The organism is Salmonella sp. 5800 (genome assembly GCF_046558195.1).
GTDB lineage: Bacteria > Pseudomonadota > Gammaproteobacteria > Enterobacterales > Enterobacteriaceae > Salmonella > Salmonella enterica.
The window spans coordinates 197,767-221,212 of sequence record NZ_JBGDOX010000001.1; the positions used below are offsets into that span (position 1 = coordinate 197,767).

Annotated in this window: 23 protein-coding genes; 8 read left to right on the top strand and 15 right to left on the bottom strand. The window is 53.2% G+C overall.

Annotation, left to right across the window (positions count from 1 at the left end; genetic code table 11):
* Positions 1-2: 2 nt before the first annotated feature.
* A complete protein-coding gene (gene pntB, locus ACLJZ5_RS00990) occupies positions 3-1,391 on the top strand; it encodes a Re/Si-specific NAD(P)(+) transhydrogenase subunit beta (RefSeq protein WP_024798533.1) in 1,389 nt (462 codons plus the stop codon).
* Positions 1,392-1,565: 174 nt separating this feature from the next.
* On the opposite strand, the gene ACLJZ5_RS00995 is transcribed toward pntB, so the two are convergent.
* A complete protein-coding gene (locus ACLJZ5_RS00995) occupies positions 1,566-2,600 on the bottom strand; it encodes an AI-2E family transporter (protein WP_001118268.1) in 1,035 nt (344 codons plus the stop codon).
* A 417-nt stretch (positions 2,601-3,017) separates the two neighbouring features.
* Between ACLJZ5_RS00995 and mdtJ the strand changes: the two genes are divergently transcribed.
* Positions 3,018-3,380 (top strand): multidrug/spermidine efflux SMR transporter subunit MdtJ, encoded by a 363-nt coding sequence (mdtJ, locus tag ACLJZ5_RS01000; RefSeq protein ID WP_000500278.1) that lies wholly within the window; start codon positions 3,018-3,020, stop codon positions 3,378-3,380.
* Positions 3,367-3,696 carry a multidrug/spermidine efflux SMR transporter subunit MdtI gene (mdtI, locus tag ACLJZ5_RS01005; RefSeq protein WP_001183821.1) on the top strand — a complete coding sequence of 110 codons (330 nt, stop codon included), beginning with the start codon at positions 3,367-3,369 and terminating at the stop codon, positions 3,694-3,696. The genes mdtJ and mdtI overlap by 14 nt, the downstream gene beginning before the upstream one ends.
* 34 nt (positions 3,697-3,730) lie before the next feature.
* Here the strand turns inward: mdtI and ACLJZ5_RS01010 are convergent, their stop codons facing one another.
* On the bottom strand, positions 3,731-4,552 hold the full coding sequence (locus ACLJZ5_RS01010) for a trypsin-like serine peptidase (protein ID WP_000549649.1): 822 nt from the start codon (positions 4,550-4,552) through the stop codon (positions 3,731-3,733).
* Positions 4,553-4,820: 268 nt separating this feature from the next.
* Positions 4,821-5,069 (bottom strand): acid resistance repetitive basic protein Asr, encoded by a 249-nt coding sequence (gene asr / locus ACLJZ5_RS01015; RefSeq protein ID WP_024798371.1) that lies wholly within the window; start codon positions 5,067-5,069, stop codon positions 4,821-4,823.
* A gap of 235 nt (positions 5,070-5,304) precedes the next feature.
* Between asr and ACLJZ5_RS01020 the strand changes: the two genes are divergently transcribed.
* Positions 5,305-5,397, top strand: a complete 93-nt coding sequence (locus tag ACLJZ5_RS01020) for a KPN_01571 family protein (RefSeq protein WP_023218294.1) — start codon at positions 5,305-5,307, stop codon at positions 5,395-5,397.
* A gap of 66 nt (positions 5,398-5,463) precedes the next feature.
* Here ACLJZ5_RS01020 and ACLJZ5_RS01025 read toward each other — a convergent pair whose 3' ends face one another.
* On the bottom strand, positions 5,464-6,717 hold the full coding sequence (locus tag ACLJZ5_RS01025; protein ID WP_000091796.1) for an MFS transporter: 1,254 nt from the start codon (positions 6,715-6,717) through the stop codon (positions 5,464-5,466).
* A 119-nt stretch (positions 6,718-6,836) separates the two neighbouring features.
* Between ACLJZ5_RS01025 and ACLJZ5_RS01030 the strand changes: the two genes are divergently transcribed.
* From ACLJZ5_RS01030 to bioD, 3 genes are all read left to right on the top strand, one after another.
* A complete protein-coding gene (locus ACLJZ5_RS01030; protein ID WP_001019577.1) occupies positions 6,837-7,736 on the top strand; it encodes a LysR family transcriptional regulator in 900 nt (299 codons plus the stop codon).
* Positions 7,737-7,863: 127 nt separating this feature from the next.
* A complete protein-coding gene (gene mlc, locus ACLJZ5_RS01035) occupies positions 7,864-9,084 on the top strand; it encodes a sugar metabolism global transcriptional regulator Mlc (protein WP_000225094.1) in 1,221 nt (406 codons plus the stop codon).
* 125 nt (positions 9,085-9,209) lie between these two features.
* A complete protein-coding gene (gene bioD, locus ACLJZ5_RS01040) occupies positions 9,210-9,905 on the top strand; it encodes a dethiobiotin synthase (RefSeq protein WP_000919233.1) in 696 nt (231 codons plus the stop codon).
* On the opposite strand, the gene clcB is transcribed toward bioD, so the two are convergent.
* The 11 genes from clcB to ACLJZ5_RS01095 form a co-directional block, all read right to left on the bottom strand.
* The gene (gene clcB / locus ACLJZ5_RS01045; RefSeq protein ID WP_031617772.1) at positions 9,861-11,150 is read right to left on the bottom strand and encodes a voltage-gated ClC-type chloride channel ClcB; all 1,290 of its coding nucleotides are present in this window, start codon (positions 11,148-11,150) and stop codon (positions 9,861-9,863) included. The genes bioD and clcB overlap by 45 nt on opposite strands.
* A gap of 135 nt (positions 11,151-11,285) precedes the next feature.
* A complete protein-coding gene (gene osmV / locus ACLJZ5_RS01050) occupies positions 11,286-12,434 on the bottom strand; it encodes an osmoprotectant ABC transporter ATP-binding protein OsmV (protein WP_000593093.1) in 1,149 nt (382 codons plus the stop codon).
* A complete protein-coding gene (gene osmW, locus ACLJZ5_RS01055) occupies positions 12,434-13,081 on the bottom strand; it encodes an osmoprotectant ABC transporter permease OsmW (protein WP_000379677.1) in 648 nt (215 codons plus the stop codon). Before osmW ends, osmV begins: the two co-directional genes overlap by 1 nt.
* 9 nt (positions 13,082-13,090) lie before the next feature.
* Entirely contained in the window at positions 13,091-13,993 is a 903-nt protein-coding gene (osmX, locus tag ACLJZ5_RS01060; protein ID WP_001211196.1) for an osmoprotectant ABC transporter substrate-binding protein OsmX, read from the bottom strand.
* Positions 13,994-14,021: 28 nt separating this feature from the next.
* Positions 14,022-14,732 carry an osmoprotectant ABC transporter permease OsmY gene (osmY, locus tag ACLJZ5_RS01065; protein ID WP_000557304.1) on the bottom strand — a complete coding sequence of 237 codons (711 nt, stop codon included), beginning with the start codon at positions 14,730-14,732 and terminating at the stop codon, positions 14,022-14,024.
* A gap of 304 nt (positions 14,733-15,036) precedes the next feature.
* Positions 15,037-15,651 carry a Tat proofreading chaperone DmsD gene (gene dmsD, locus ACLJZ5_RS01070; RefSeq protein ID WP_000206565.1) on the bottom strand — a complete coding sequence of 205 codons (615 nt, stop codon included), beginning with the start codon at positions 15,649-15,651 and terminating at the stop codon, positions 15,037-15,039.
* Between the two features lie 42 nt (positions 15,652-15,693).
* A complete protein-coding gene (locus ACLJZ5_RS01075) occupies positions 15,694-16,551 on the bottom strand; it encodes a dimethyl sulfoxide reductase anchor subunit family protein (protein ID WP_000534695.1) in 858 nt (285 codons plus the stop codon).
* Position 16,552: 1 nt separating this feature from the next.
* A complete protein-coding gene (gene dmsB / locus ACLJZ5_RS01080; RefSeq protein ID WP_000213062.1) occupies positions 16,553-17,170 on the bottom strand; it encodes a dimethylsulfoxide reductase iron-sulfur subunit DmsB in 618 nt (205 codons plus the stop codon).
* Between the two features lie 10 nt (positions 17,171-17,180).
* The gene (gene ynfF / locus ACLJZ5_RS01085) at positions 17,181-19,616 is read right to left on the bottom strand and encodes a selenate/tellurate reductase subunit YnfF (protein WP_024798369.1); all 2,436 of its coding nucleotides are present in this window, start codon (positions 19,614-19,616) and stop codon (positions 17,181-17,183) included.
* Between the two features lie 101 nt (positions 19,617-19,717).
* Positions 19,718-22,156 (bottom strand): selenate/tellurate reductase subunit YnfE, encoded by a 2,439-nt coding sequence (gene ynfE, locus ACLJZ5_RS01090; RefSeq protein ID WP_024798368.1) that lies wholly within the window; start codon positions 22,154-22,156, stop codon positions 19,718-19,720.
* Between the two features lie 156 nt (positions 22,157-22,312).
* Positions 22,313-22,621 (bottom strand): DUF1161 domain-containing protein, encoded by a 309-nt coding sequence (locus ACLJZ5_RS01095; RefSeq protein ID WP_000975516.1) that lies wholly within the window; start codon positions 22,619-22,621, stop codon positions 22,313-22,315.
* 103 nt (positions 22,622-22,724) lie between these two features.
* On the opposite strand from ACLJZ5_RS01095, the gene ACLJZ5_RS01100 reads away from it, so the two are divergent.
* Complete coding sequence (locus ACLJZ5_RS01100; RefSeq protein ID WP_024798367.1) at positions 22,725-23,435, top strand: YnfC family lipoprotein; 711 nt, start codon at positions 22,725-22,727, stop codon at positions 23,433-23,435.
* The last annotated feature ends 11 nt before the right edge of the window (positions 23,436-23,446 follow it).

A 23,446-nucleotide genomic window follows, 5' to 3' on the forward strand; every position in this document is an offset into this window, starting at 1 on the left:
ACATGTCTGGAGGATTAGTTACAGCTGCATACATTGTTGCCGCGATCCTGTTTATTTTCAGTCTTGCCGGGCTTTCAAAGCATGAAACGTCCCGCCAGGGGAATAACTTCGGTATTGCCGGGATGGCGATCGCGTTGCTGGCGACCATTTTTGGGCCGGATACCGGCAACGTGGCATGGATTCTGGTCGCCATGATTATTGGCGGCGCGATTGGCATCCGCATGGCGAAAAAAGTTGAGATGACCGAGATGCCGGAGCTGGTCGCGATTCTGCACAGTTTCGTGGGCCTGGCGGCGGTACTGGTTGGTTTTAACAGCTATCTGTACCATGACGCCAGTCTGGCGCCGGTGCTGGTGAATATCCATCTGACCGAAGTCTTCCTCGGTATCTTTATTGGCGCAGTCACTTTCACTGGATCGATCGTAGCGTTTGGTAAACTGCGCGGCAAAATCTCTTCTAAGCCGTTGATGTTGCCTAACCGTCACAAAATGAACCTGGCGGCGCTGGTTGTTTCTTTCCTGTTGCTGCTGGTTTTTGTTCGTACCGAAAGCGTGGGTCTACAGGTTCTGGCGCTGCTGCTGATGACCATTATCGCGCTGGCGTTTGGTTGGCATCTGGTCGCCTCTATCGGCGGGGCGGACATGCCGGTGGTTGTTTCAATGCTGAACTCCTATTCCGGTTGGGCTGCCGCGGCGGCTGGCTTCATGTTGAGCAACGATTTGCTGATTGTGACCGGCGCGCTGGTCGGTTCGTCAGGCGCGATCCTGTCTTACATTATGTGTAAAGCGATGAACCGCTCTTTCATCAGCGTTATTGCTGGTGGGTTCGGTACTGACGGCTCCTCAACGGGCGACGATCAGGAAGCTGGCGAACATCGCGAAATCACGGCGGAAGAGACCGCTGAGATGCTGAAAAACTCCCACTCCGTCATTATTACGCCGGGGTACGGGATGGCGGTGGCGCAGGCGCAGTATCCGGTGGCGGAAATCACCGAAAAACTGCGTGCACGCGGTATCAAGGTGCGTTTCGGCATTCATCCGGTGGCGGGTCGCCTGCCGGGGCATATGAACGTGCTGTTGGCGGAGGCGAAAGTGCCTTATGACATCGTGCTGGAGATGGACGAAATCAATGATGATTTCGCCGATACCGATACCGTGCTGGTAATTGGCGCGAACGATACGGTGAACCCGGCGGCGCAAGACGATCCCCGCAGCCCGATCGCCGGTATGCCGGTTCTCGAAGTGTGGAAAGCACAGAATGTCGTGGTCTTTAAGCGTTCAATGAATACTGGTTATGCTGGTGTGCAGAACCCGCTGTTCTTTAAAGAGAATACGCAAATGCTGTTTGGCGATGCCAAAGCCAGCGTGGATGCAATTCTGAAAGCGCTTTAATCTTTTAAACGTGCGGCGGCCTCTTCGGAGGCCGTTTTTATAAACTTCATCCTTTAAGCTGCCTCTTTGTTGGCTGCGCTCAGAAACCCCGGTCACATCGTTATCTATGCTCCCGGGGATTTCTTCCCTTGCCGCCGCGAGGCATCTTGAATGATTTTGTGTATGTATTGCATTTTATCTTTTGTTTAAATCGCTAAGCAGAACGGCGATACTCTGCCCGCCGGTGGTCTGTTCGAGGGCGATTTTGACAATGATGGTTAACGGAACGGAGAGCAACATGCCCACCGGACCTAATAACCAGCCCCAGAAAATTAACGACAAAAATACCACTAAGGTTGAAAGGCCTAAACCACGTCCCATGATTCGTGGCTCAAGGATATTGCCGAAGACCAGATTAATCAGCAGATAGCCTGCCAGCACCAGCAGCGCATCATAAAACCCGTTAAATACCAGCACCTGAATAATGGGCGGCAGGGCAGCGAGCACCGATCCAATATTAGGGATATAATTCAGCGCGAAGGCCAGTAGACCCCAGACAAAGGCGAAGCGGACATCCAGCGCGGCCAGCATTCCCCATGCGACCAGCCCCGTCACGATACTGATCGCTGTTTTTAACACCAGATAATGGGAAACGCTATCAAGCGCGCGTTGAATTGCCGCCATGCCCTCCACCGGACGGCTCATCATCTGCTGCAGTTTTTCAGGCAGTTGTGGAACCTCCAGCAGCATAAATACCACGGTCAATAACAATAAAAAGATGGACGACATGGCATTGGACAGTTGGGTGAGCAGGTTCGTTACCAGAGTCATGGCGGCGTTTGGATCGATATATTTCGCCAGCTCATCAACCGACACGCCAATGCCTGCTCGCTGTAACCACGGTTCAATACGTTGCAACGGTATCACCAATGAGGAGCGATATTGCGGTAGGGTACGAGCCAGTTCATTTAATGATGTCCCCAAATAGGCCAGTAGCAGTACCATTAACATAACAATAATCACAATGAGCAATGATACGGCGATAACGCGCGGAATTCGGCATCGGGTCATCCGTTGCACAACGGGATTGAGAACGACTGCAATAAATAACGCCAAAATAAAGGGAACAATGATATCTGCGGCGAAGCGGATACCGCTCAGAATAACTACCAGCATTCCCAGCATAATGACGATTTTTAGACCATTGAGCGTGATGATCGGTTTTGCCATATCAGTCCCTGTTTTCTGATGCCGACACGAATAATAATGTGATGTCGGTCGACCTGTTCTGGTTAAAATCAAACACTTCAGGTAAAGAAGTGAAAATATTTTGAGTTAATTCCTGGCTTATGATACAAATCAGGCGTGTTCAACTACCGAGGACAATTATCATCCGCGATGACGAGAAGCAACACTGCGGATAATTGTAATATTATGGACAATATGTTCAGCGCTTTTTTCTCCACGCAAACGCATCTTCACTCTACCTCCTTTTTCCTGCTTATCGGCGAGCAGCACTGGCGTAACGCACTTTAGTCTCTCACTTCTGCCTGAGCTGGCGCAATGCGCTGTGCTAACTGATTTTATTTTTTAGTTTGCTGCGTGCAGCAGACTTGAAAGAGTATATTCTCATGCAGGAGAAGTGTCATGTTTTACTGGATTTTATTAGCTCTGGCTATCGCGACTGAAATTACCGGCACGCTCTCAATGAAATGGGCTAGCGTGGGTAATGGCAATGCGGGTTTTATTTTAATGCTGGTGATGATCACGCTGTCATATATATTTCTTTCTTTTGCGGTAAAAAAGATTGCCCTGGGTGTAGCGTATGCCTTATGGGAAGGGATCGGCATTTTATTTATTACCATTTTTAGCGTGCTGCTATTTGATGAAGCATTATCAACCATGAAGATTGCCGGCTTGCTGACGCTGGTCGCCGGCATCGTATTGATCAAATCAGGGACGCGTAAACCCGGCAAACCGGTGAAGGAGGCGACTCGTGCAACAATTTGAATGGATACACGGCGCCTGGCTTGGGCTGGCAATAATGCTGGAAATCGCGGCTAACGTACTGTTGAAATTTTCGGACGGCTTTCGCCGTAAATGCTATGGCATCTTATCGCTTGCCGCTGTTCTGGCCGCCTTCAGCGCGCTTTCCCAGGCGGTTAAAGGGATAGACCTGTCGGTGGCGTATGCGCTATGGGGCGGTTTTGGTATTGCCGCCACGCTGGCGGCGGGCTGGGTGCTCTTCGGCCAGCGCTTAAATCCCAAAGGCTGGGTTGGCGTGATATTGCTGCTCGCCGGAATGGTCATGATCAAATTTGCCTGAGACGATCGCTGCCGGTCAGGCAGCGATTCCCGCATTAATCCTGCGCCAGAGCTTTCAGCTTATCGCGAAAGCCGGTGACGGATATGGCGCGGTTATCGGCGCGCCAGCGATCTTTAGCCGCAGGGGCGGAGCTTTGTACGCCAATGAGCTGCCATCCGCTATCCGTGTGCAATAAGAGCGGCGAGCCGCTGTCGCCAGGTAACGTGTCGCACTGGTGTGAGAGTACGGCATTCTGCGCCCAGCCGGTCACGACGCAATCCTGATGGGAATAGAGCGCATTCAGATGATCTTCCGGATAACCGGACTGCGTGACTTTTCGGTCTGCGGCTTTCAACGCCGCAGTGAGCGCCGCTTTATCGCCGGTAAATAAAGGCACTGGCGTGATACCGGAAGGTGGGTAGCGCAATATTACCAGACCAAAATCCCAGCTTGCCGCGGCAGGCGGCACAATCCAGCCATCGCCATCCGCTTTCAGGCGTCGGCCCAGCGACGGTTCAACGCGGCCTTCAATGCCGTGGATTTCATAGCGCCATACTCCTTTTCGCGCCACAAAACGCAGCGCAACCGCCTTGTCTGGTTTTCCTTTCGGTGGCGTTAGCAGGCAGTGACCTGCTGTCAGGGCGATATGCGGGGAGATAAGCGTTGCCGTACACAAATTACCGCTGGCGGTCTCTAGTTGCCCGATGGCATCCCACGGCGATTGGGTAGGATCGGCGACGGGCACCCGATCGTCATGGTTAAAAAAAAGCGTTTTGACGTCGCTGGCATCCGTAGCGTCTGTTTCAGCCCCCCTGGCTTTCGCCATAACCGGTAAAAAACACACTATGCCCAGTAATACAGCAATGGTTTTATGCATATCACACTCTGGTGGGTAATTATGATTATTAACAACAAACCCTCAGTACTACTATAGACGTGACGGTAAGAAAGTGGGAGTAAAATCAGATAACTACACTCAGGAAAGATAGAAATGCGTGGCAATAACGGCGCATAAAATAAGCACGATAAGAATGAGCTCAAAGCGGTAGCGAGACACTTTTTTGCCCTCCCGAAAGGCGGCGCTAAACCAGAACAATTTAGCGCCGTAAAAACGGGCGCGGGGGCGCGCCGCAGCATGTTACGACTTACGCAGCCGGTTGAGTAGTTGGTTTTGACGTGGTTTTGGCTGGCGCTTTACCACCTTTTTTCTGGTGCTTTTTAGCCGCCTGCGCTTTTTGCTCAACGGTTTTTTTATGCTGTTTTTTGTGGTGCTGGGTGGTCTGGGTTGTTTTGGCAGGCGCTGCGGTTTTCGCAGGCGCCGCAGTCTCAGCCGCGAATGCTGCGGAAGAGAGACCCATTGCAGCGGCAACAACCAGAGCTAATACTTTTTTCATTTTGATACCCTCGATTTGGTTTTCATTCAACCCCACTGCGGGGCCGGTGAAATGACTATATCGCTGTTATCAAAAGGCTTCCGTGAGTGATTGGTTTCGGCATGTAACGCTATGTACAATCCCCCAGTAACGTGATGTCAGCCCCCACCATAATAGGTAGCTTTACGTTACCGGCCGTTATTTTTGGTCGCAGAGTCGGTAATATCCGCCCTCCAGAATAACAGGCACACCGTATATGAATCCGATAATCTGGGGGGTATTTACGCTTCTGGCGCTGGATGCAATCAGAGAAGTTATGGGCGTATCAAGCCTGACAGGTCTATGGTGAACAGTGAGTCATGGCGTGAAACCAGCCCGGCGATAGCGCACGTTGCTATCGCCGGATTATTTCTTTTCAGGCGTGAAGACGATGATGTAACCGCGTCCCGACCAGGATGGCCAGCACCAGCATTAGCGCGATAAAACCGCCTACACCGTTCCAGCCGTAACTATGCCAGAATACGCCGCCTAGCGTCCCGGCGATACTGGACCCCAGATAATAGCTGAAAAGATAAAGTGACGAGGCCTGTCCCTTCGCCCGGCGCGCACGCGGGCCAATCCAACTACTGGCCACGGAGTGCGCGGCGAAAAAGCCGGCGGAAAAAAGCAGCATCCCGGCAAAAATCAGCCAAAGCGAGGTAAAAAGCGTCAGTAAAAGCCCACCCAGCATTACTGCGGTAGAGAACAGCATCACCGGCCCCCGGCCATAGCGTGAGGTCATTGCGCCAGCTTTCGGCGAGCTCCATGTGCCGGTGAGATAGGCTACGGATAACAGTCCGACCACGGCCTGGCTTAATTCCCAGGGGGAGAGCATCAGGCGATAGCCAATGTAGTTAAACAGGGTGACGAACGCGCCCATCAGTAAAAAGCCTTCCGCAAACAGCAGAGGTAACCCTCGATCGCGCCAGTGGAGACGGAAATTAATAAATAGCGTTTTAGGCCGTAGCGACGTGGGACGGAAATGTTGCGAGGCGGGTAAAATCTTCCAGAACATCAGCGCGGACGCCAGCGCAAAGCATCCGATGGCCGCCAGCGCGATGCGCCAGTTAAAAAAGTCGGTCATGACGCCGCTTAATAAACGCCCGCTCATCCCGCCGATGGAATTACCGCTAATATAGAGCCCCATAGAGAAAGCGACAAAGCTGGGATGGATTTCTTCACTCAGGTAGGTCATTCCCACCGCGGCGACGCCGCTTAACGACAGACCGATCAGCGCACGCATAATCAGAATACCATGCCAGCTGGTCATCATGGTTGATAACAATGTGCAGCAGGAGGCTAATAACAAGGCGGTGACCATCACCGGTTTACGGCCTATCGCATCAGAAAGCGGGCCGGTAAAAAGTAAGCCGATAGCCAGCATGGCGGTAGAAATAGAAAGTGAAACGCTGCTGCTGGCGGGGGAGACGCCAAATTCCTGGGAAAGTACCGGTAGTATAGGCTGAACGCAATAAAGGAGCGCGAAAGTCGCCAGGCCCGCGGAAAAAAGAGCCAGCGTGACGCGCATGAAAGGCGCTGTACCGCGTTTAATAAATTGAACCGGCTGAGAATGGCGTTGTTCATCGATATCGCTCGCCGTGGCGTCATCGAGAATAGTTGTACGACTCACGTTAAATCCTTGCTTTACATCTCCGTCAACTGGAGACGGGTAGAACCGACATGTAAAGCATAGAAAAAGCAAAATATTCTGTCTAATATATTAATTGTCTCAAATAAGACGTTAAAAATATGAATATCGAATTACGTCATTTACGTTACTTTGTGGCGGTAGCAGAAGAGCTGCATTTTGGTCGCGCCGCCGCGCGCCTCAATATCTCGCAGCCGCCGCTGAGTCAGCAGATACAAATTCTGGAGCAGCAGGTCGGCGCGCGATTACTGGCGCGGACCAACCGCAGCGTAGCGTTAACCGCCGCCGGGCGACAGTTTCTGGTGGATAGCCGACACATCCTGAGTCTGGTAAACGACGCCGCCGCTCGCGCCGAGCGGCTGCATCAGGGCGAAGCGGGTGAAATCCGTATTGGCTTTACGTCTTCAGCGCCTTTTATTCGGGCGGTATCGCATACCTTTTCGCTGTTCCGCCAGTCCTATCCGGGGGTGCATATGCAAACGCGTGAAATGAATACGCGTGAGCAAATCGCGCCGCTCAACGAAGGCGTACTGGATATTGGCTTGCTGCGGAATACGCCGCTGCCCGACACACTTAATCGCGAGGTGATTTTGCATGAGCCGCTTATGGCCATGATCCCGCGCGAACATCGGCTGGCGCAAAAGCCGGTCGTCAGTCTGACAGAACTGGCGGAAGAACCTTTCGTTTTTTTCGATCCGCATGTCGGGACGGGCCTCTACGACGATATTCTCGGCCTGATGCGGCGCTATAATCTGTCGCCGACCATCACGCAGGAGGTTGGCGAGGCAATGACCATTATCGGTCTGGTGGCGGCGGGACTGGGCGTCTCGATTCTGCCGGCATCCTTTAAGCGTGTACAGATGAGCGAGATGCGCTGGGTTCCCCTAGCAGAAGAGGACGCCGTATCTGAAATGTGGCTGGTATGGCCAAAGCATCATGAACAGAGTCATGCCGTACAGCGGTTTTGCCAACTGCTATTACTGGCTGCCCGACGGGATTAATTACGCTTAAAAAGGGTGAAAATGTGCAGTTAATCACACGGCTAAGCAAAAAGTTGACGGCGAGTATTGAAGTGTTTCACCATAGCACACAGATTATTTCGGAGCGCGAAAATAAAGGGAGTGAGCGGTGGTTGCTGATAGTCAGCCTGGGCATATCGATCAAATTAAGCAGACCAATGCTGGCGCAGTGTATCGCCTGATTGATCAGCTCGGACCGGTATCGCGAATTGACCTGTCTCGTCTGGCGCAGTTGGCGCCTGCCAGTATTACGAAAATTGTTCGCGAAATGCTGGAAGCGCATTTGGTTCAGGAACTTGAAATTAAAGAGGCGGGCAGTCGCGGACGTCCCGCCGTCGGGCTGATGGTGGAAACGGAGGCCTGGCACTATTTATCTATTCGTATTAGCCGTGGCGAAATTTTCCTTGCGCTGCGCGATCTTAGCAGCAAACTGGTGGTAGAAGAGTGTCTGCCGCTGCCGTTAACCGAAGCCACGCCGTTGCTTGAGCGAATTATTACGCACGTTGATCGGTTTTTTACCCGCCATCAGCAGAAACTGGAGCGTCTGACCTCCATTGCCATTACGTTACCGGGCATTATCGATACCGAAAACGGCGTTGTGCACCGGATGCCGTATTATGAAGACGTCAAAGAGATGCCTTTGGGAGATGCGCTGGAGCGGCACACCGGCGTACCGGTTTACATTCAGCATGATATTAGCGCCTGGACGATGGCAGAGGCGCTTTTTGGCGCTTCACGCGGCGCGCGCGACGTTATCCAGGTGGTGATTGATCATAATGTGGGGGCGGGCGTTATCACCGACGGTCATTTGCTTCATGCGGGCAGTAGCAGTCTGGTAGAGATTGGGCATACCCAGGTCGATCCTTATGGTAAGCGCTGTTATTGCGGTAATCATGGCTGTCTGGAGACCATCGCCAGCGTCGATAGCGTGCTGGAACTTACGCAGCTTCGGCTTAATCAGTCGATGAGTTCAATGTTGCACGGCCAGCCGTTAACGGTAGATTCACTGTGTCAGGCGGCGATGCAGGGAGATCTATTAGCAAAAGATATTATTAGCGGCGTTGGCGCGCATGTCGGACGCATTCTGGCTATCATGGTGAATTTATTTAATCCGCAAAAAATTCTTATTGGTTCGCCGCTAAGTAAAGCGGCTGATATCCTTTTTCCGGCCATTGCTGACAGTATCCGTCAGCAGGCGCTGCCCGCCTACAGTAGGAATACGGTAGTGGAAAGCACGCAGTTTACCAACCAGGGCACGATGGCCGGGGCGGCGTTGGTAAAAGACGCGATGTATAACGGCTCTTTGTTGATTCGTCTATTACAGGGTTAACATTTTTTAACTGTTGTACAAAAATTTGCGCTAACTCAAGCTGATTGCCCTTGCCATATCTTAGACTTTCTCCACTGTATTATTTTCTTGGCTTATATTTTCGAAGCATAACGGTGGAGTTAGTGATGCTGAAGCGTTTCTTTATTACAGGTACAGACACTTCTGTTGGGAAGACGGTGGTTTCCCGCGCATTACTACAAGCGTTAGCGTCGAGTGGTAAGAGCGTTGCAGGGTATAAACCTGTCGCTAAAGGGAGCAAAGAGACTGCAGAAGGGATGCGCAACAAAGATGCGCTGGTATTGCAAAGCGTCTCTTCGCTGGAGTTGCCGTATGAGGCGATTAATCCGATCGCGTTAAGCGAAGAAGAAAGCAGCGTCGCGCATAGCTGTCCTATAAATTACACCTTGCTGTCCAACGGTCTGGCGAGCCTGAGCGATAAAGTGGACCACGTGGTTGTGGAGGGCACTGGCGGCTGGCGTAGTTTGATGAATGATTTACGTCCATTGTCCGAATGGGTGGTACAGGAACAGTTACCGGTATTGATGGTGGTAGGGATTCAGGAGGGGTGCATTAATCATGCGCTACTGACTGCGCAAGCTGTCGCTAACGATGGACTGCCATTAATTGGCTGGGTGGCGAATCGTATCAATCCTGGCCTGGCGCATTATGCTGAAATTATTGATGTGCTTGGGAAAAAACTGCCAGCGCCGCTGATTGGCGAGTTACCGTACCTGCCGCGCGCCGAGCAGCGTGAGCTGGGGCAGTATATTCGTTTATCAATGCTCGGCAGCGTGCTGGCGGTAGATAGAATCATGGCGTAACGTTCGCGAGAGCACTGACGCGACTACACAGGCAATCAGCAGACCGGGGAGTAACTGATACTCGCCGGTCATTTCACAAATCATCAGGGTGGACATTATCGGCGCATGGGTTGTCGCCGCCAGTAGCGTCGCCATACCCGCCAGCCCCAATAAAATCGCTATTTCATTCGAGCCTGGCAGCCAGAATCCCCATATCCGACCCAGAAACATTCCAATTGATAATCCGACAAATAATGTTGGCGTAAAGACGCCGCCCGGCGCGCCAGACCCGCTGCTGGCGAGCACCGCCAGGATTTTGCACGCAAAAATTCCGCCAATCAGCGAGAATAGCGGTGGGGAGAGCAGAAATGATTGTACGACGCTATAGCCGTTTCCCCATACCGTGGGCGTGAGTAACGACAGTAATCCGACAATAAGCCCGCCCAACGCCAGTTGCCAGGGCGGCGACAGTTTTAAACGTAAGAAACTATTATGGCTGGCTGTCATCAGCCACATCAGCAACGGGCCGCACAGACCGGCGACCAGGCCGGTACTGACTATCATGACGTACTCCCGCGCGTGGAGATCAACGGTCAGATGTACGGTATAGAGTAGTGAATCGCTACCGTTTAATACATGGGTGGTTAGCAGGGCGACGACGGCGGAAACGACAACCGGGCCGAGGGAAGCCAGCATTAAGGTACCGAACAGGATTTCCGCGATAAACAGACTGCCCGCCAGCGGCGCATGGTAAGCGCCCGCCATGCCTGCAGCGGCGCCGCTGGCGATCCATAATTTCCATTCCTCACGCGGCGTGAAGCGTCGGGCAAAGCTGGATGCCGCCAGCGCGGCGAGGAGGATCATTGCGCCTTCGCGACCAATTGCGCTGCCGCTGACCACGACCAGCAGCGAGGCCAGCGATTTCACCAGACTGGCGCCAACGTCAAATTGCCCGTCGGTTTGCAATGCTTCCATATAGTCAGTGGGCGCATGGGGGCGCTGTTGGTTCATTTTTTGCCACCCCCACAGCAACAGACCAGCGGCCAGGCCGCCAAGCGCTGGCGTAATCAGCCGTCGCCAGGGCGAAAGCCCCTCAGCCGCATTCACCAGACTGCCGGTGTCATTACTCAGGAAAATCCACTCCAGCAATTGCATCGCATGACGGAAGGCGGCGACAGCCAGCGCCGCGAGAATACCAATGAGCGTAGCGATCAGCAGGCGACGAAACATCGCGCGCAGATCCGGGTAAGCGTGTAAACGATGCATGAGCAGGTAAACAGGGAGTTTCAGGATAGCCTATTCTGCGGGGAAATGGCGTCAGACGCAAAAGCACTATGTGCGATATAATATTGCGTACAATAATGATATTGCCGGATAGCGAGAGGCCATCCGGCGGCAACGTTAGCTGCTTTCGTGAATATTTAGCGCCCGACGAGTGCGGCCTGAGCTGAGATAATCGGCGATGTAATCCTGAGAGATTTCACCGTTATAGCGTCCGTCTTCATCAACGATCGGCATCCAGCTGGTATTACTTTCGTACAATCTGGACAGCACAATACGCAGGTTATCTTCCGCTTTGCCCGTAATACGGAAAGGATGGGTGATATCGGCGCAGATTCCGCTGGCGTTCCGCGCTTCCCGTCGCTTCACAAATCCCAGTGGCTTACCGTCGTTGTCAATGACGGTAATGGCGCGAATATCGTGATCATCCATAATGCCGAACGCCTCGCTTAACGGCGTGGAAGGCCGCGCGGTAATGGTTGGCTGTTGGTCGGTAACATCGCCTGCGGAGACCAGTAGCAAACGCTTTAACGTTCTGTCCTGACCGACAAACGACCCGACAAACTCGTTAGCCGGTTTGGCCAGCAGTTCATCAGGACTGGCGCACTGTACAATTCGTCCCTGACGGAACACGGCGATACGGTCGCCGAGCTTTAGCGCTTCGTCGATATCATGGCTGACCAGCATCACGGTCTTTTTTAGCTTACGCTGCATATCCAGAAACTGGTTCTGGATCACTTCGCGGTTAATTGGGTCCACCGCGCCGAAGGGCTCATCCATCAGCAGTACCGGCGGATCGGCGGCCAGAGCGCGGATCACGCCAATACGCTGTTGCTGTCCCCCGGACATCTCCTTTGGATAGCGATGCAGAAATTTTCTGGCATCCAGCGCCACCATGTCCATCAACTCTTCGGCGCGTTGCTTGCAGCGTGCTTTGTCCCAACCCAACATGCGCGGCACAACGGTAATATTTTCTTCAATCGTCATATTAGGAAAGAGGCCGATCTGTTGGATAACATACCCAATATTGCGGCGTAGCGTTACCGTATCCATATCGTTGGTATTCTCGCCGTTGATAAGAATATTACCGCTGCTGGGCGCGATCAGCCGGTTGATCATCTTTAACGTGGTGGTTTTGCCGCAGCCGGAGGGACCGAGTAAGACGCACATTTCGCCTTCCGGCACGTTCAGGTTGACGTTGTCGACGGCTTTTAGCGGCTGACCCTTTTTCTGTACAAATTGTTTGGTGAGATTTTCCAGTTTTATCATTATCGTATCCCCTTAGGTGTCAGTACGACTTGCAGACGATGCAACAGCCAGTCAAGCACAATCGCCAGTAGACAGATCATCAGCGCGCCGGCAATTAACATGCGAATATCGCTGCCGCTAATGCCGTTTAACAGTAGCAGCCCCAGACCGCCAGCGCCGATCACCGCGGCAATCGCCATCACGCCGATATTCATCACTACCGCGGTGCGGATACCCCCGAAAATAACCGGTAGGGCCATTGGGATTTCGACCCAGCGCAGCCGTTGCCAGAAAGTCATACCGATGCCGCGTCCCGCTTCACGCAGACCGGGCGGCAAACTATCAAGCGCAGTATGGGTATTCCGGACAATCGGCAGTAAAGAGTAGAGAAAAACAGCCGTCACGGCGGGCAGAACGCCAATACCATGCCCGATCAGCGAAAAGAGCGGGATCATTAACCCAAACAGCGCGATAGACGGAATGGTAAGAAGTAGCGTGGCGGCGCCCAGTACCGGCGTTGCCAGCCATTTGTGGCGTACAATCAAAACGCCTAACGGTACGCCGATGATAATCGCCAGACCGACGGCCAGCGCGACCAGCCAGAGATGCTGAAAGGTAAGGCTGGCGAGATAGCCTGCGTTATCCAGCATATAATGTATCGTATCCATAGGCGCTCCTTACAGCAGACCTTTGTCCTGCAAAAATTGATGGGCTACCTGTTGCGGCGTGCGATGTTCGATATCGACCTGGGCGTTTAGGGTCGATATCACATCGTTATTGAGCAGGCCGGAAAGGGTGTTTAAGGCGTCATCAAGGCCAGGATTGGCTTCCAGCACCTCTTTACGCACCACGGGCGTGACAGCGTAACTTGGAAAGAAGCCTTTATCATCTTCCAGCACTTTCAGATCAAACCCTTTCACCCGTCCGTCGGTGGTATAGACCAGCCCGGCGTCAACCAGCCCATCCCGAACGGCGTTATAGACCAGCCCTGGGTCCATCTGTCGTATTTGCGGGCGATCAAGCTGCATTTGGTAGGCTTGCTGAAGGGGCTTCATCCCATCGCTGCGCCCGGCAAATTCCAGATCGAGACCGAGCATCCAGTTGTGGTCAGGATCGTTCTGCCGGACCTGTTCGATTTTTGCCACCATTTGCGAGATGGTGGTGATATTTTCCGACTCGGCGCGTTTGCGCTGCATCGCGAACGCGTAAGTATTGTTCATGTCAGCCGGTTTGAGCCATACCAGGCCCAGCTTCGCATCCAGGCGTTTTACCGTGTCGTAGGTTTCCTGTGGACTCATGCGCTTATCGATACGGTTGAAAATAATCAGCGATGTACCGGTGTATTCCCAGGTAATATCAATTTGTTTATTCACCATCGCATTACGTGAAATCACCGCGGCGATATTGGTTTGCGGCTGAACCTGAAAGCCTTTTTTCTGCAAATACTGAACGGTCATAGCGGAAAGAATATGCTGCTCGGTAAAGCTTTTGGTAGCGAGAACCAGCGGCGCGGCCTGCGTCTGGCTACTGAACAACAGCGTTGTGGCAAGCCATCCCAACAGGTGTTTTTTGAATCTCATTTAACGCTCCTTATTGTTATTTATGCGTTCAGACGGTATGAGGGCTAAGGCGTCGCCCAAACCAGGCAAGCAGAGTGTCAAGAATCAGCGCGAATAACGCCGTGGCCGTTGCGCCGAGAATCAACGTCGGAAAATCGTTGAGATAAATTCCCGGGAAAATCAGCTCGCCGTAGCTGCTGGCGCCGATCAGAAAGGCCAGCGGCGCGGTGCCGACATTGATGGCGGTCGCGATGCGAATACCGGACAGCATCACTGGCCACGCATTAGGTAGCTCTACCTGACGAAGCCGCTGCCATTTTGTCATCCCAATCCCGTTCGCCGCTTCAATCAGTGAGGCGGGAACGGAACAGAGGCCCGCATAGGTATTGCGGACGATAGGCAGAAGAGAAGCCAGAAATAGCGCGACAATGGCGGGCGTATCGCCGATCCCGATAATCACCATCGCTAAGGCCAGGACGGCCAGTGGCGGCAAGGTATTACCAACATTAAAGATTTGCATGACATATTCAGCAAATCCTTTTGCCGCAGGACGGCTGAGTAAAATCCCACTCGGGATACCGACCAGTAAAGCAAAAAACATGGACGTAAAGACCAGCATCAAATGCCGTTGTCCGAGATACAGCAGATCGACCTGACGCGCTTTCAGCGTCTCCAGACCGATTCCCCAGATAAACAGCGCCAGTAACAGCAAAATGACGATAGTGAACCCAAGTACGCGTTTTAGGGTGAGGGTGTGCATTGCGGTGTGTCTCCCTGTTTGCATGTGTTATGGCGACGTTAAGAGTCGCGTGTTGTTATGCCATGTTCCGGCAGGGTGCTTTGAGCTATAGCAACACGTTGGGAAGGATTCCAGCGGAGCGTGATGTATAACACTGTTAAACATCTATTAACAATTATGCTTTGCCCTTATACGGCTTAGCGTGAACATTCACGATAAAGAATTATCTTAAAAATAGAAGCGTGGTGTGACGTTGTCACTTTTTGTAGATAAAAATAGGCCGCAATGGGAGAAAAGGCAGGTAAAATCCTGCCTTTTGTGGGGATTAACGGAATAACGGTTTTACAGCGACGGGAATAATGAGTTGAGCTTGCCATTGCGCCAGCGTCAGACGCGCCAGTTGCCCCAACGCCTGATAAAACGGATGCCCGGCATGATCGATAAATACGTCCAGAAAGCGGGACGACCACGGAAACAGATGCCAGGCCAGGAGTTGTTCGCATTCATGATGACGGTCATTCTCGGCAAGCCAGGCCGCCAGCAGCAACAGCGACCCAAAATGATCTTCTGGCTCGTTTTGCTGCATTTCAAACTGAATCCCGTTTTCGCGCATCCACTGACGTAGCGCCAGCGTAGAATCGCCAAATAATACGCTCTCACGATCCAGCCAGACGGAACCCCACGGCGGAGACGGCAGAGCGTAAGGGCCGATAAACAGACGCTGCCAGGCCTGTGGCAACGACTCTTCGCTATGGGTCTTAAACATAGCCGCCACAGGCGCAAGCGCCTCGGCATCAAGCGGCCACTGCGCCTGCCAGTCGTCGGTTAATAGCGCCTGAACCAGAGGAGCGGTTTCGTGGCTTTCCGGCGAATAATAAAACAACGCGCCAAGAACACGCGCCGTTACTGCAAAATCATCACGTTGTAAAAAAGTGGTCATTCAAACAATCCCGAAAGGTGCGGGTCGCCCCGCACGCATAAATTAACCTGCGACGGCCATACCTACGGTCATATGCAGGCCATAAAAAAGTCCGCGGCCAATAATTTCGCCTGCCAGCACCAGCACGACACCGAGCAGCAAACCAACGGTATGCGGTTCGCGGCGACGGATTAGCGGACATAGCCAGCAGCCTAATCCGGCAGCAAGCAAGACAATGCGCCAGACCTGTAGCATACCGTAATCCGGTGCGAGATGGCTGGCCTGTTGCACGGAACTGTGAATGGTTGAGAGAGACAGTCCTTGTAGTACGATGACCGCCACGCACACCACCAATGCCAGGCCGCTAATACTGGCAAACGTCACGCTGCAAAATGGGACGCGCGCGATGCGTAGCAGTAGCGCCGCAAACACCGGGCCGCACAGGAATGCCGTGAGGAAAAAGGCCAGCGTGGTGTAGCCATTATACCAGGTTGGCACGGTATCTATCTGATAAACGAGCGTCATTGCCCAGATGAATGCAATGCCGAGCGCCATACTGACCAGCAGCCACACTTTACCCAGCGCCGGGGGCATTTTACCGAGTACCGCCACCAGCCACCAGATGCCGCCTACGGCAAAGAACACCGATCCTGCGGCGATTTCATTACTCAGTGCGGAAGCGCCTACGCGGTTAAGCGAGTTAAACGCGCGCATCGGCGAGCCGAGATGCATAATCGACGCGAGGAATCCCAGTCCCATCACCAGCCACAGAAAAAACATGCTGCGCACGATGCGCTGACGGGCGATGGTATCGTCTTTTGCCGTCAGCCAGCCCAGTCCGCTAACGATTAACGCACCGACCACGCACTGACCAAAGACCGTGAAGATCATCAACGGCCATTCATGCCATCCACTTCCCATCTTATACCTCCTTCGGATTGGCCAGATAACCGGTAGTGTCCCCGGTCGGGCGGCTGTTGGCGTTGGGTTTAATCACAATATTCGGCTTCGTGAAATGCGCGCGCGGCAACGGCGCGACGGCAGCCAGCTCTCCGTGTTTTTTGCGCAGTTCGTCTATCGGGCCAAAGTCCAGCGCCCGCAGCGGGCAGGACTCCACGCAAATCGGCTTTTTGCCGTCGGCGACGCGATCATGACAGCCGTCGCACTTGGTCATATGACCTTTGGCGGCGTTGTACTGCGGCGCGCCGTACGGGCAGGCCATGTGGCAGTAGCGGCAGCCGATACAGACCTCTTCGTTCACCACCACAAAACCGTCATCGCGCTTGTGCATCGCGCCGCTCGGGCAGACTTTGGTACAGGCCGGGTCTTCGCAGTGGTTGCATGAAATGGAGAGATAATAGGCAAAGACGTTCTGGTGCCAGACGCCGTTATCTTCCTGCCAGTCGCCGCCCGCATACTCATAAATGCGGCGGAAGCTGACATCCGGGGTCAAATCTTTGTAGTCCTTGCAGGCCAGTTCGCAGGTTTTGCAACCGGTGCAACGACTGGAATCAATAAAAAATCCATACTGGGTTGTCATCGGTTACTCCTTACGCCTTTTCAACCTGAACAAGATTACTGTGTGACGGATTACCTTTCGCCAGTGGGGAAGGCCGGTGCGACGTCAGAATGTTAATGGAGCCGCCGCGATCGACTTTGTCGCCAAACATGTCGGCATTTAACCAGGCACCCTGGCCGATAGCGGTGACGCCAGGCAATATGCGCGGCGTGACTTTTGCCGGAATGAGCATCTCTCCATTCTGGTTAAAGACCCGCACGGTGTCGCCGTGCTGAATGCCGCGCGCTTGCGCATCAATCGGGTTGATCCAGATCTCCTGCGGACACGCCTGTTGCAGGACGTCTATATTGCCGTAGCTGGAGTGGGTACGCGCTTTATAGTGGAAGCCGGTTAGCTGTAGCGGGTAGCGCTGACGAAGCGGATCGTCCCAACCGTCAAAGCCTGGCGTATAGGCGGGTAAAGGATGGATAATCTCATCTTTCTTCAGCTCCCACGTGTTGGCGAGGGTTGCCAGACGCTCGGAATAGATTTCGATTTTACCGGACGGCGTTTTCAGTGGGTTGGCGGCAGGGTCTTCGCGGAAGGCGCGGAAAGCGACGTAGTGCTCCTCCGGGCATTTTTTCTTGAAAATCCCTGTCTGTTTCATCTCTTCGTAATCCGGCATTTCCGGGTTACGCGCTTTGGTTTTTGCGTGCAGGTATTTGACCCACTCATGCTGCGTGCGGCCTTCTGTGAAGGTCTGGTATACGTCCGGACCAAGCCGTTTAGCCACTTCACTGAGCGTCCAGTAAATGGGCTTTCTTTCAAATTTCGGCGAGGTGGCGGGCTGACCAAGAATGACATAGCCCATATTGCCTGCGGATTCGTGGGAAATCAGATCTTCCTGCTCGGTCGGCATTAAATCAGGCAGCAGAATGTCGCAATATTTTGCCGACGCGGTCATAAAGTGCTCGATGCCGACGATCATTTCACATTTACTGTCGTCCTGAAGCACCTCGTGGGTGTGGGCGATATCGCCATGCTGATTGATCAGCGTATTACTGGCGTAGCACCACAAAAATTTGATCGGCACGTCGAGCTTGTCTTTTCCCCGCACGCCGTCGCGTGTGGCGGTCATTTCCGCGCCATGATCGATAGCGTCGGTCCAGGTAAAGACCGAAATCTGGGTTTTTACCGGGTTCTCCAGCATAGAAAACCATTCGACGCCCAGATCCCAGGTGCCTTCGCGCACGCCGGAATTACCGCCATTTATGCCGACGTTACCGGTGAGTACAGACAACATGGCGATTGCGCGTGCGGTCTGCTCCCCGTTAGAGTGGCGTTGCGGTCCCCAGCCCTGGCAAATGTAAGCCGGTTTCGCCGAGCCGATTTCCCGCGCCAGTTGAATGATTTTTTCCGCCGGAATACTGGTAATCTGCGCGGCCCATTGCGGCGTTTTAGCAATACCGTCTTCGCCCTGACCCAAAATATAGGCTTTATAGTGCGCGTTACGCGGGGCCGAGGCGGGCAGAGTGGTTTCGTCGTAGCCGATGCAGTATTTATCCAGAAACGGTTTATCAATAAGATCTTCGGTAATCAGCACCCAGCCGATTGCCGCCGCCAGCGCGCCATCGGTACCTGGGCGAATCGGCAGCCACTCGTCTTCGCGGCCGGCGGCAGTGTCGTTATAACGCGGGTCAATCACGATCATCCGGGCGTTGGAGCGTTCGCGCGCCTGTTCGACATAGTATGTCACGCCGCCGCCGCTCATACGTGTTTCCGCGGGGTTATTGCCAAACATCACCACCAGTTTTGTATTGGCGATATCATCCGGACTGTTGCCGTCGTTGCCGCCGAACATATAGCTCATGGCCGCGCTGATTTGGGCGGTGCTGTAGCTACCGTAACGGCTGAGATAGCCGCCGCAGGCATTCATCAGGCGATACGGTACGTTAGAATTGGTAATATTGCCGCCGTCCACGCCGGTACCGTAAAGCACATGTACCGCTTCGTTGCCGTAATCCTTGAGGATACGTTTCAGGTTATCGCCGATGGTATCCAACGCTTCATCCCAACTGATACGTTCGAATTTGCCTTCTCCACGTTTACCAACGCGTTTCATCGGATATTTCAGGCGATCGGGATGATTCATCCGGCGACGAATAGAGCGACCACGCAGGCAGGCACGTACCTGATGGTTGCCATATTCATCGTTGCCCGTGGTATCCGACTCAACCCAATATACGGTGTCATCTTTTACGTGCAGGCGCAGCAGGCAGCGGCTGCCGCAGTTAACGGTACATGAACTCCAGACCGCTTTTTCTGCCACATTGCCAGATGCGAGGTCTGCTGCGGCGTGGGCGATGCGGGAGAACGGAAGGGTGAAGGCGCTACTGGCAAGCGCAAGGCTACCGATAGCAGAGTTTTTCACCAGGCTTCGTCGGCTGATACTGGCCGCCATTAATGCCTCAGGGTTGGTGATTTTCATAACAGCTCACTATGCTCATCCAAAAAAAAAGAGTTTTAAATGTTGTTGTGTTCGCAAAACGGGGAGCTCCGGGCGCGTAAAAACGTCCCGGAGCAGGCGGCTTAGATTTTTTCGATTTCCACCAGATTTGTATGTTGAGGATTCCCTTTTGCCAGGGGGGAAGGACGCAGCGTCGTGAGCGTATTGATGCAGGCGCTGTGGTCAATTTTATCGCCAGCCATATCCGCATTATGCCATGCGCCCTGACCCATCGCGCTGACGCCCGGCAGAATACGCGGCGTGACTTTGGCGGGTAGACGCACCTCTCCACGATCGTTAAAGACGCGAACCTTATCGCCATTCGCGATACCGCGTTTTTGCGCATCGAGCGGATTTATCCACACCTCCTGGCGACAGGCGGCCTGCAGAACATCAATATTGCCGTAGCTTGAATGGGTACGGGATTTATAGTGAAAGCCAAACAGCTGTAGCGGGAAGGTGCTCCGCTTCGGATCGTCCCATCCTTCAAAAGTAGGGGTATAAATCGGCAGTGGGCTTATCACGTCGCCTTCCGCCAGCTCCCAGGTACTGGCGATGTGAGCGAGTTTGCTTGAGTAGATTTCGATTTTACCGGACGGCGTTTTTAACGGATTGGCCTGCGGATCTTCACGAAATTTTTTATAGGCGACAAAATGGCCGTTGGGATCTTTGCGTTTATAGATGCCCATTTTTTTCAGCTCGTCATACGCGGGCAATGCCGGATCTCTTGCCTGCATTTTGGCGTACAGATATTGCAGCCATTGCGCCTGTGTACGGCCTTCGGTAAACCGCTGATACACATCGTCGCCGAGGCGTTTGGCGATTTCGCTGAGTACCCAGTAGATGGGCTTGCGCTCGAACTTAGGCGTCGTCGCCGGTTGGATAAAAATCAGATATCCCATATTGCCGGCGTAATCATTGGGGATGATATCTTCCTGTTCGACGGTCATGAGATCCGGCAGTAAAATATCGGCGTACTTCGCGGAAGAGGTCATAAAATTGTCGATGACCACAATCATTTCGCATTTTGCTTCATCCTGAAGAATTTCATGGGTTTTATTAATATCCGAATGCTGATTAATCAGGGTGTTGCCAGCGTAGTTCCATAGAAATTTGATCGGGACATCCAGCTTATCTTTGCCACGTACGCCGTCGCGCAGGGCAGTCATTTCCGGGCCGCGCGCAATGGCGTCCGTCCAGCTAAAGCAGGAGATGGCGGTTTTAACGGGATTCTCCAGGACCGGCAGACGTTCAATGGTAATGGTGTAAGTGGATTCGCGTGCGCCGCTATTACCGCCATGAATGCCGACGTTACCGGTCAGAATCGGTAACATGGCGATGGCGCGAGCGGTTTGTTCGCCGTTCGCCTGACGCTGCGGGCCCCAACCCTGACAGATGTAGGCCGGCTTGACGCTGCCTATCTCGCGCGCCAGTTTGATAATCCGATCGGCGGGGATGCCGGTAATATGCGATGCCCACTGCGGCGTTTTGGCGATACCGTCCTCGCCCTGGCCCAAAATATAAGCCTTATAATGGCCATTGGGGGGCGCGTCAGCCGGAAGGGTCTTTTCATCGTAGCCGATGCAATAGTTGTCGAGAAAAGGCTGGTCAACGAGATTTTCGTTAATCAATACCCAGGCTATTCCCGCCACCAGCGCGGCGTCGGTGCCGGGGCGAATCGGTATCCACTCGTCTTCACGTCCGGCAGCGGTATCGGTATAGCGCGGATCTATCACGATCATGCGCGCATTTGAGCGTTCACGCGCTTGCTCCAGAAACCAGGTAATGCCGCCGCCGCTCATGCGTGTTTCAGCCGGATTATTGCCGAACATGACCACCAGTTTACTGTTTTCGATATCAGACGTGCTGTTGCCGTCGTTGGAGCCATAGGTGTAGGGCATGGCGCAAGAAATTTGCGCGGTACTGTATGAGCCGTATTGATTCAACGAACCGCCGTAGCAGTTCATCAAACGCTTCACCGGCGAGGCGGCAGGCGACGAGCGGGTTATGTTGCCGCCTACGATGCCGGATGAATAGTGGATATAAACGGCTTCATTGCCGTAGGTCTCTACGGTCTTTTTCAGGCTGGCGCTAATGGTGTCCAGCGCTTCCTGCCAGCTAATGCGTTCAAATTTGCCTTCGCCGCGGCGGCCAACGCGTTTCATGGGATAGTTAAGGCGATCCGGATGGTTAATGCGCCGACGGATTGAACGGCCCCGCAGACAGGCGCGAACCTGATGATTGCCGTAGACATCGTCGCCAGTGTTATCAGTTTCAACCCACCAGACTTCATTATCTTTTACATGCAGACGCAGGGCGCAGCGACTGCCGCAGTTGACCGAACAGGCGCCCCAGACGATTTTATCTTCTTCGTTGCGCATAGCCTGCTGCACCGCCGCGGCCGCGGTACGCATCCCAAACGGTAAAGATACGCCTCCGGCAGCCAGCGCCAGTGAGCCAAGCGCCGCTGATTTCACTAACGTCCTGCGGCTAACGCCTGTTTGTTGCTTTTCTCCGGGCATCACTCACTCCATTGTCGTTATTATTTCGCTATATATTGATAACTATAACGAAATTATTAACATGCTAATGATGTAATGAGTTTACCCCTTTGGGAGTAAGGATTATTAATCCATGTCAAAGAGCGTTACCCTCCGGACCCGGAGGGCAGGAGGAGGTTATTGCGGTTCGGCGGATGAACCGTCCTGAGCGGGAGAGGTATTGGCTGGCGCATTGCCGCTGCTGGTGCGGGTATAAAGAATTTTATGCGTGTCGTTCGCGCAATGGCCCACCACCTGTGAGTCCGGCTGATCGGCCTGGTCGTTAGGAACAATAGTGAGCGTAAAATTATCCGCCGGCACGCCGTTATTGATGATACGTTGTTCAATATCGCTTTTTACTCTCTCGCACGATCCCGGTGCCGCCATCACCAGCGAGGGGGCGCTGACTAACGCCAGAGCGGCTATTGCAGTTGCGATTTTCATCATGAACTCCTGTGATTAATGACGATGTTCTAAGCTTAGCATTTTTCGTGTAAATAACTGTATTTGCTAATATGATGATAAATATCTTTTCATCCTGGTGACACGCGTGAAGAAACCCCTTTTACTGACGTTATTGTGCATAATACTGGCAGGTTGTGATAACCCGAAATCCCTTGAGTCTTTTACGCCGGAAATGGCCAGTTTTTCGAACGAATTTGATTTTGATCCATTACGTGGTCCGGTAAAGGATTTCAGCCAGACATTGATGAGTGAGAATGGCGAAGTGGCGAAGCAGGTCACCGGTACGCTTTCACAGGAAGGCTGTTTTGATACGCTTGAGTTACACGATCTGGAGAATAATACGGGGCTGGCGCTCGTGCTGGATGCCAATTATTACCGGGATGCTCAGACGCTGGAAAAAAAGGTGCAGTTACAGGGGAAGTGCCAGCTGGCGGCGTTGCCTTCGGCGGGTGTGACCTGGGAAACGAACGACAACGGTTTTGTGGTATCGGCGACGGGCAAAGAGATGAAGGTCGAGTACCGTTATGATAGCGAAGGCTATCCGTTAGGTAAGACAACCATAAACTCGCAGAATACGCTCTCTGTGACGGCAAAACCCTCCGCGGACCCGCGTAAAAAGCTGGATTACACGGCAGTCAGCCGGGTGGATGATCGACAGGTCGGCAACGTCACACAGAGCTGCGAATATGATGCGTACGCGAACCCTGTTGACTGCCGGCTTGTTATCGTCGATGAGAGCGTTAAGCCGGCAGTGTCCCACCATTACACCATTAAAAATCGTATCGATTACTACTAAACCGGGCGCGG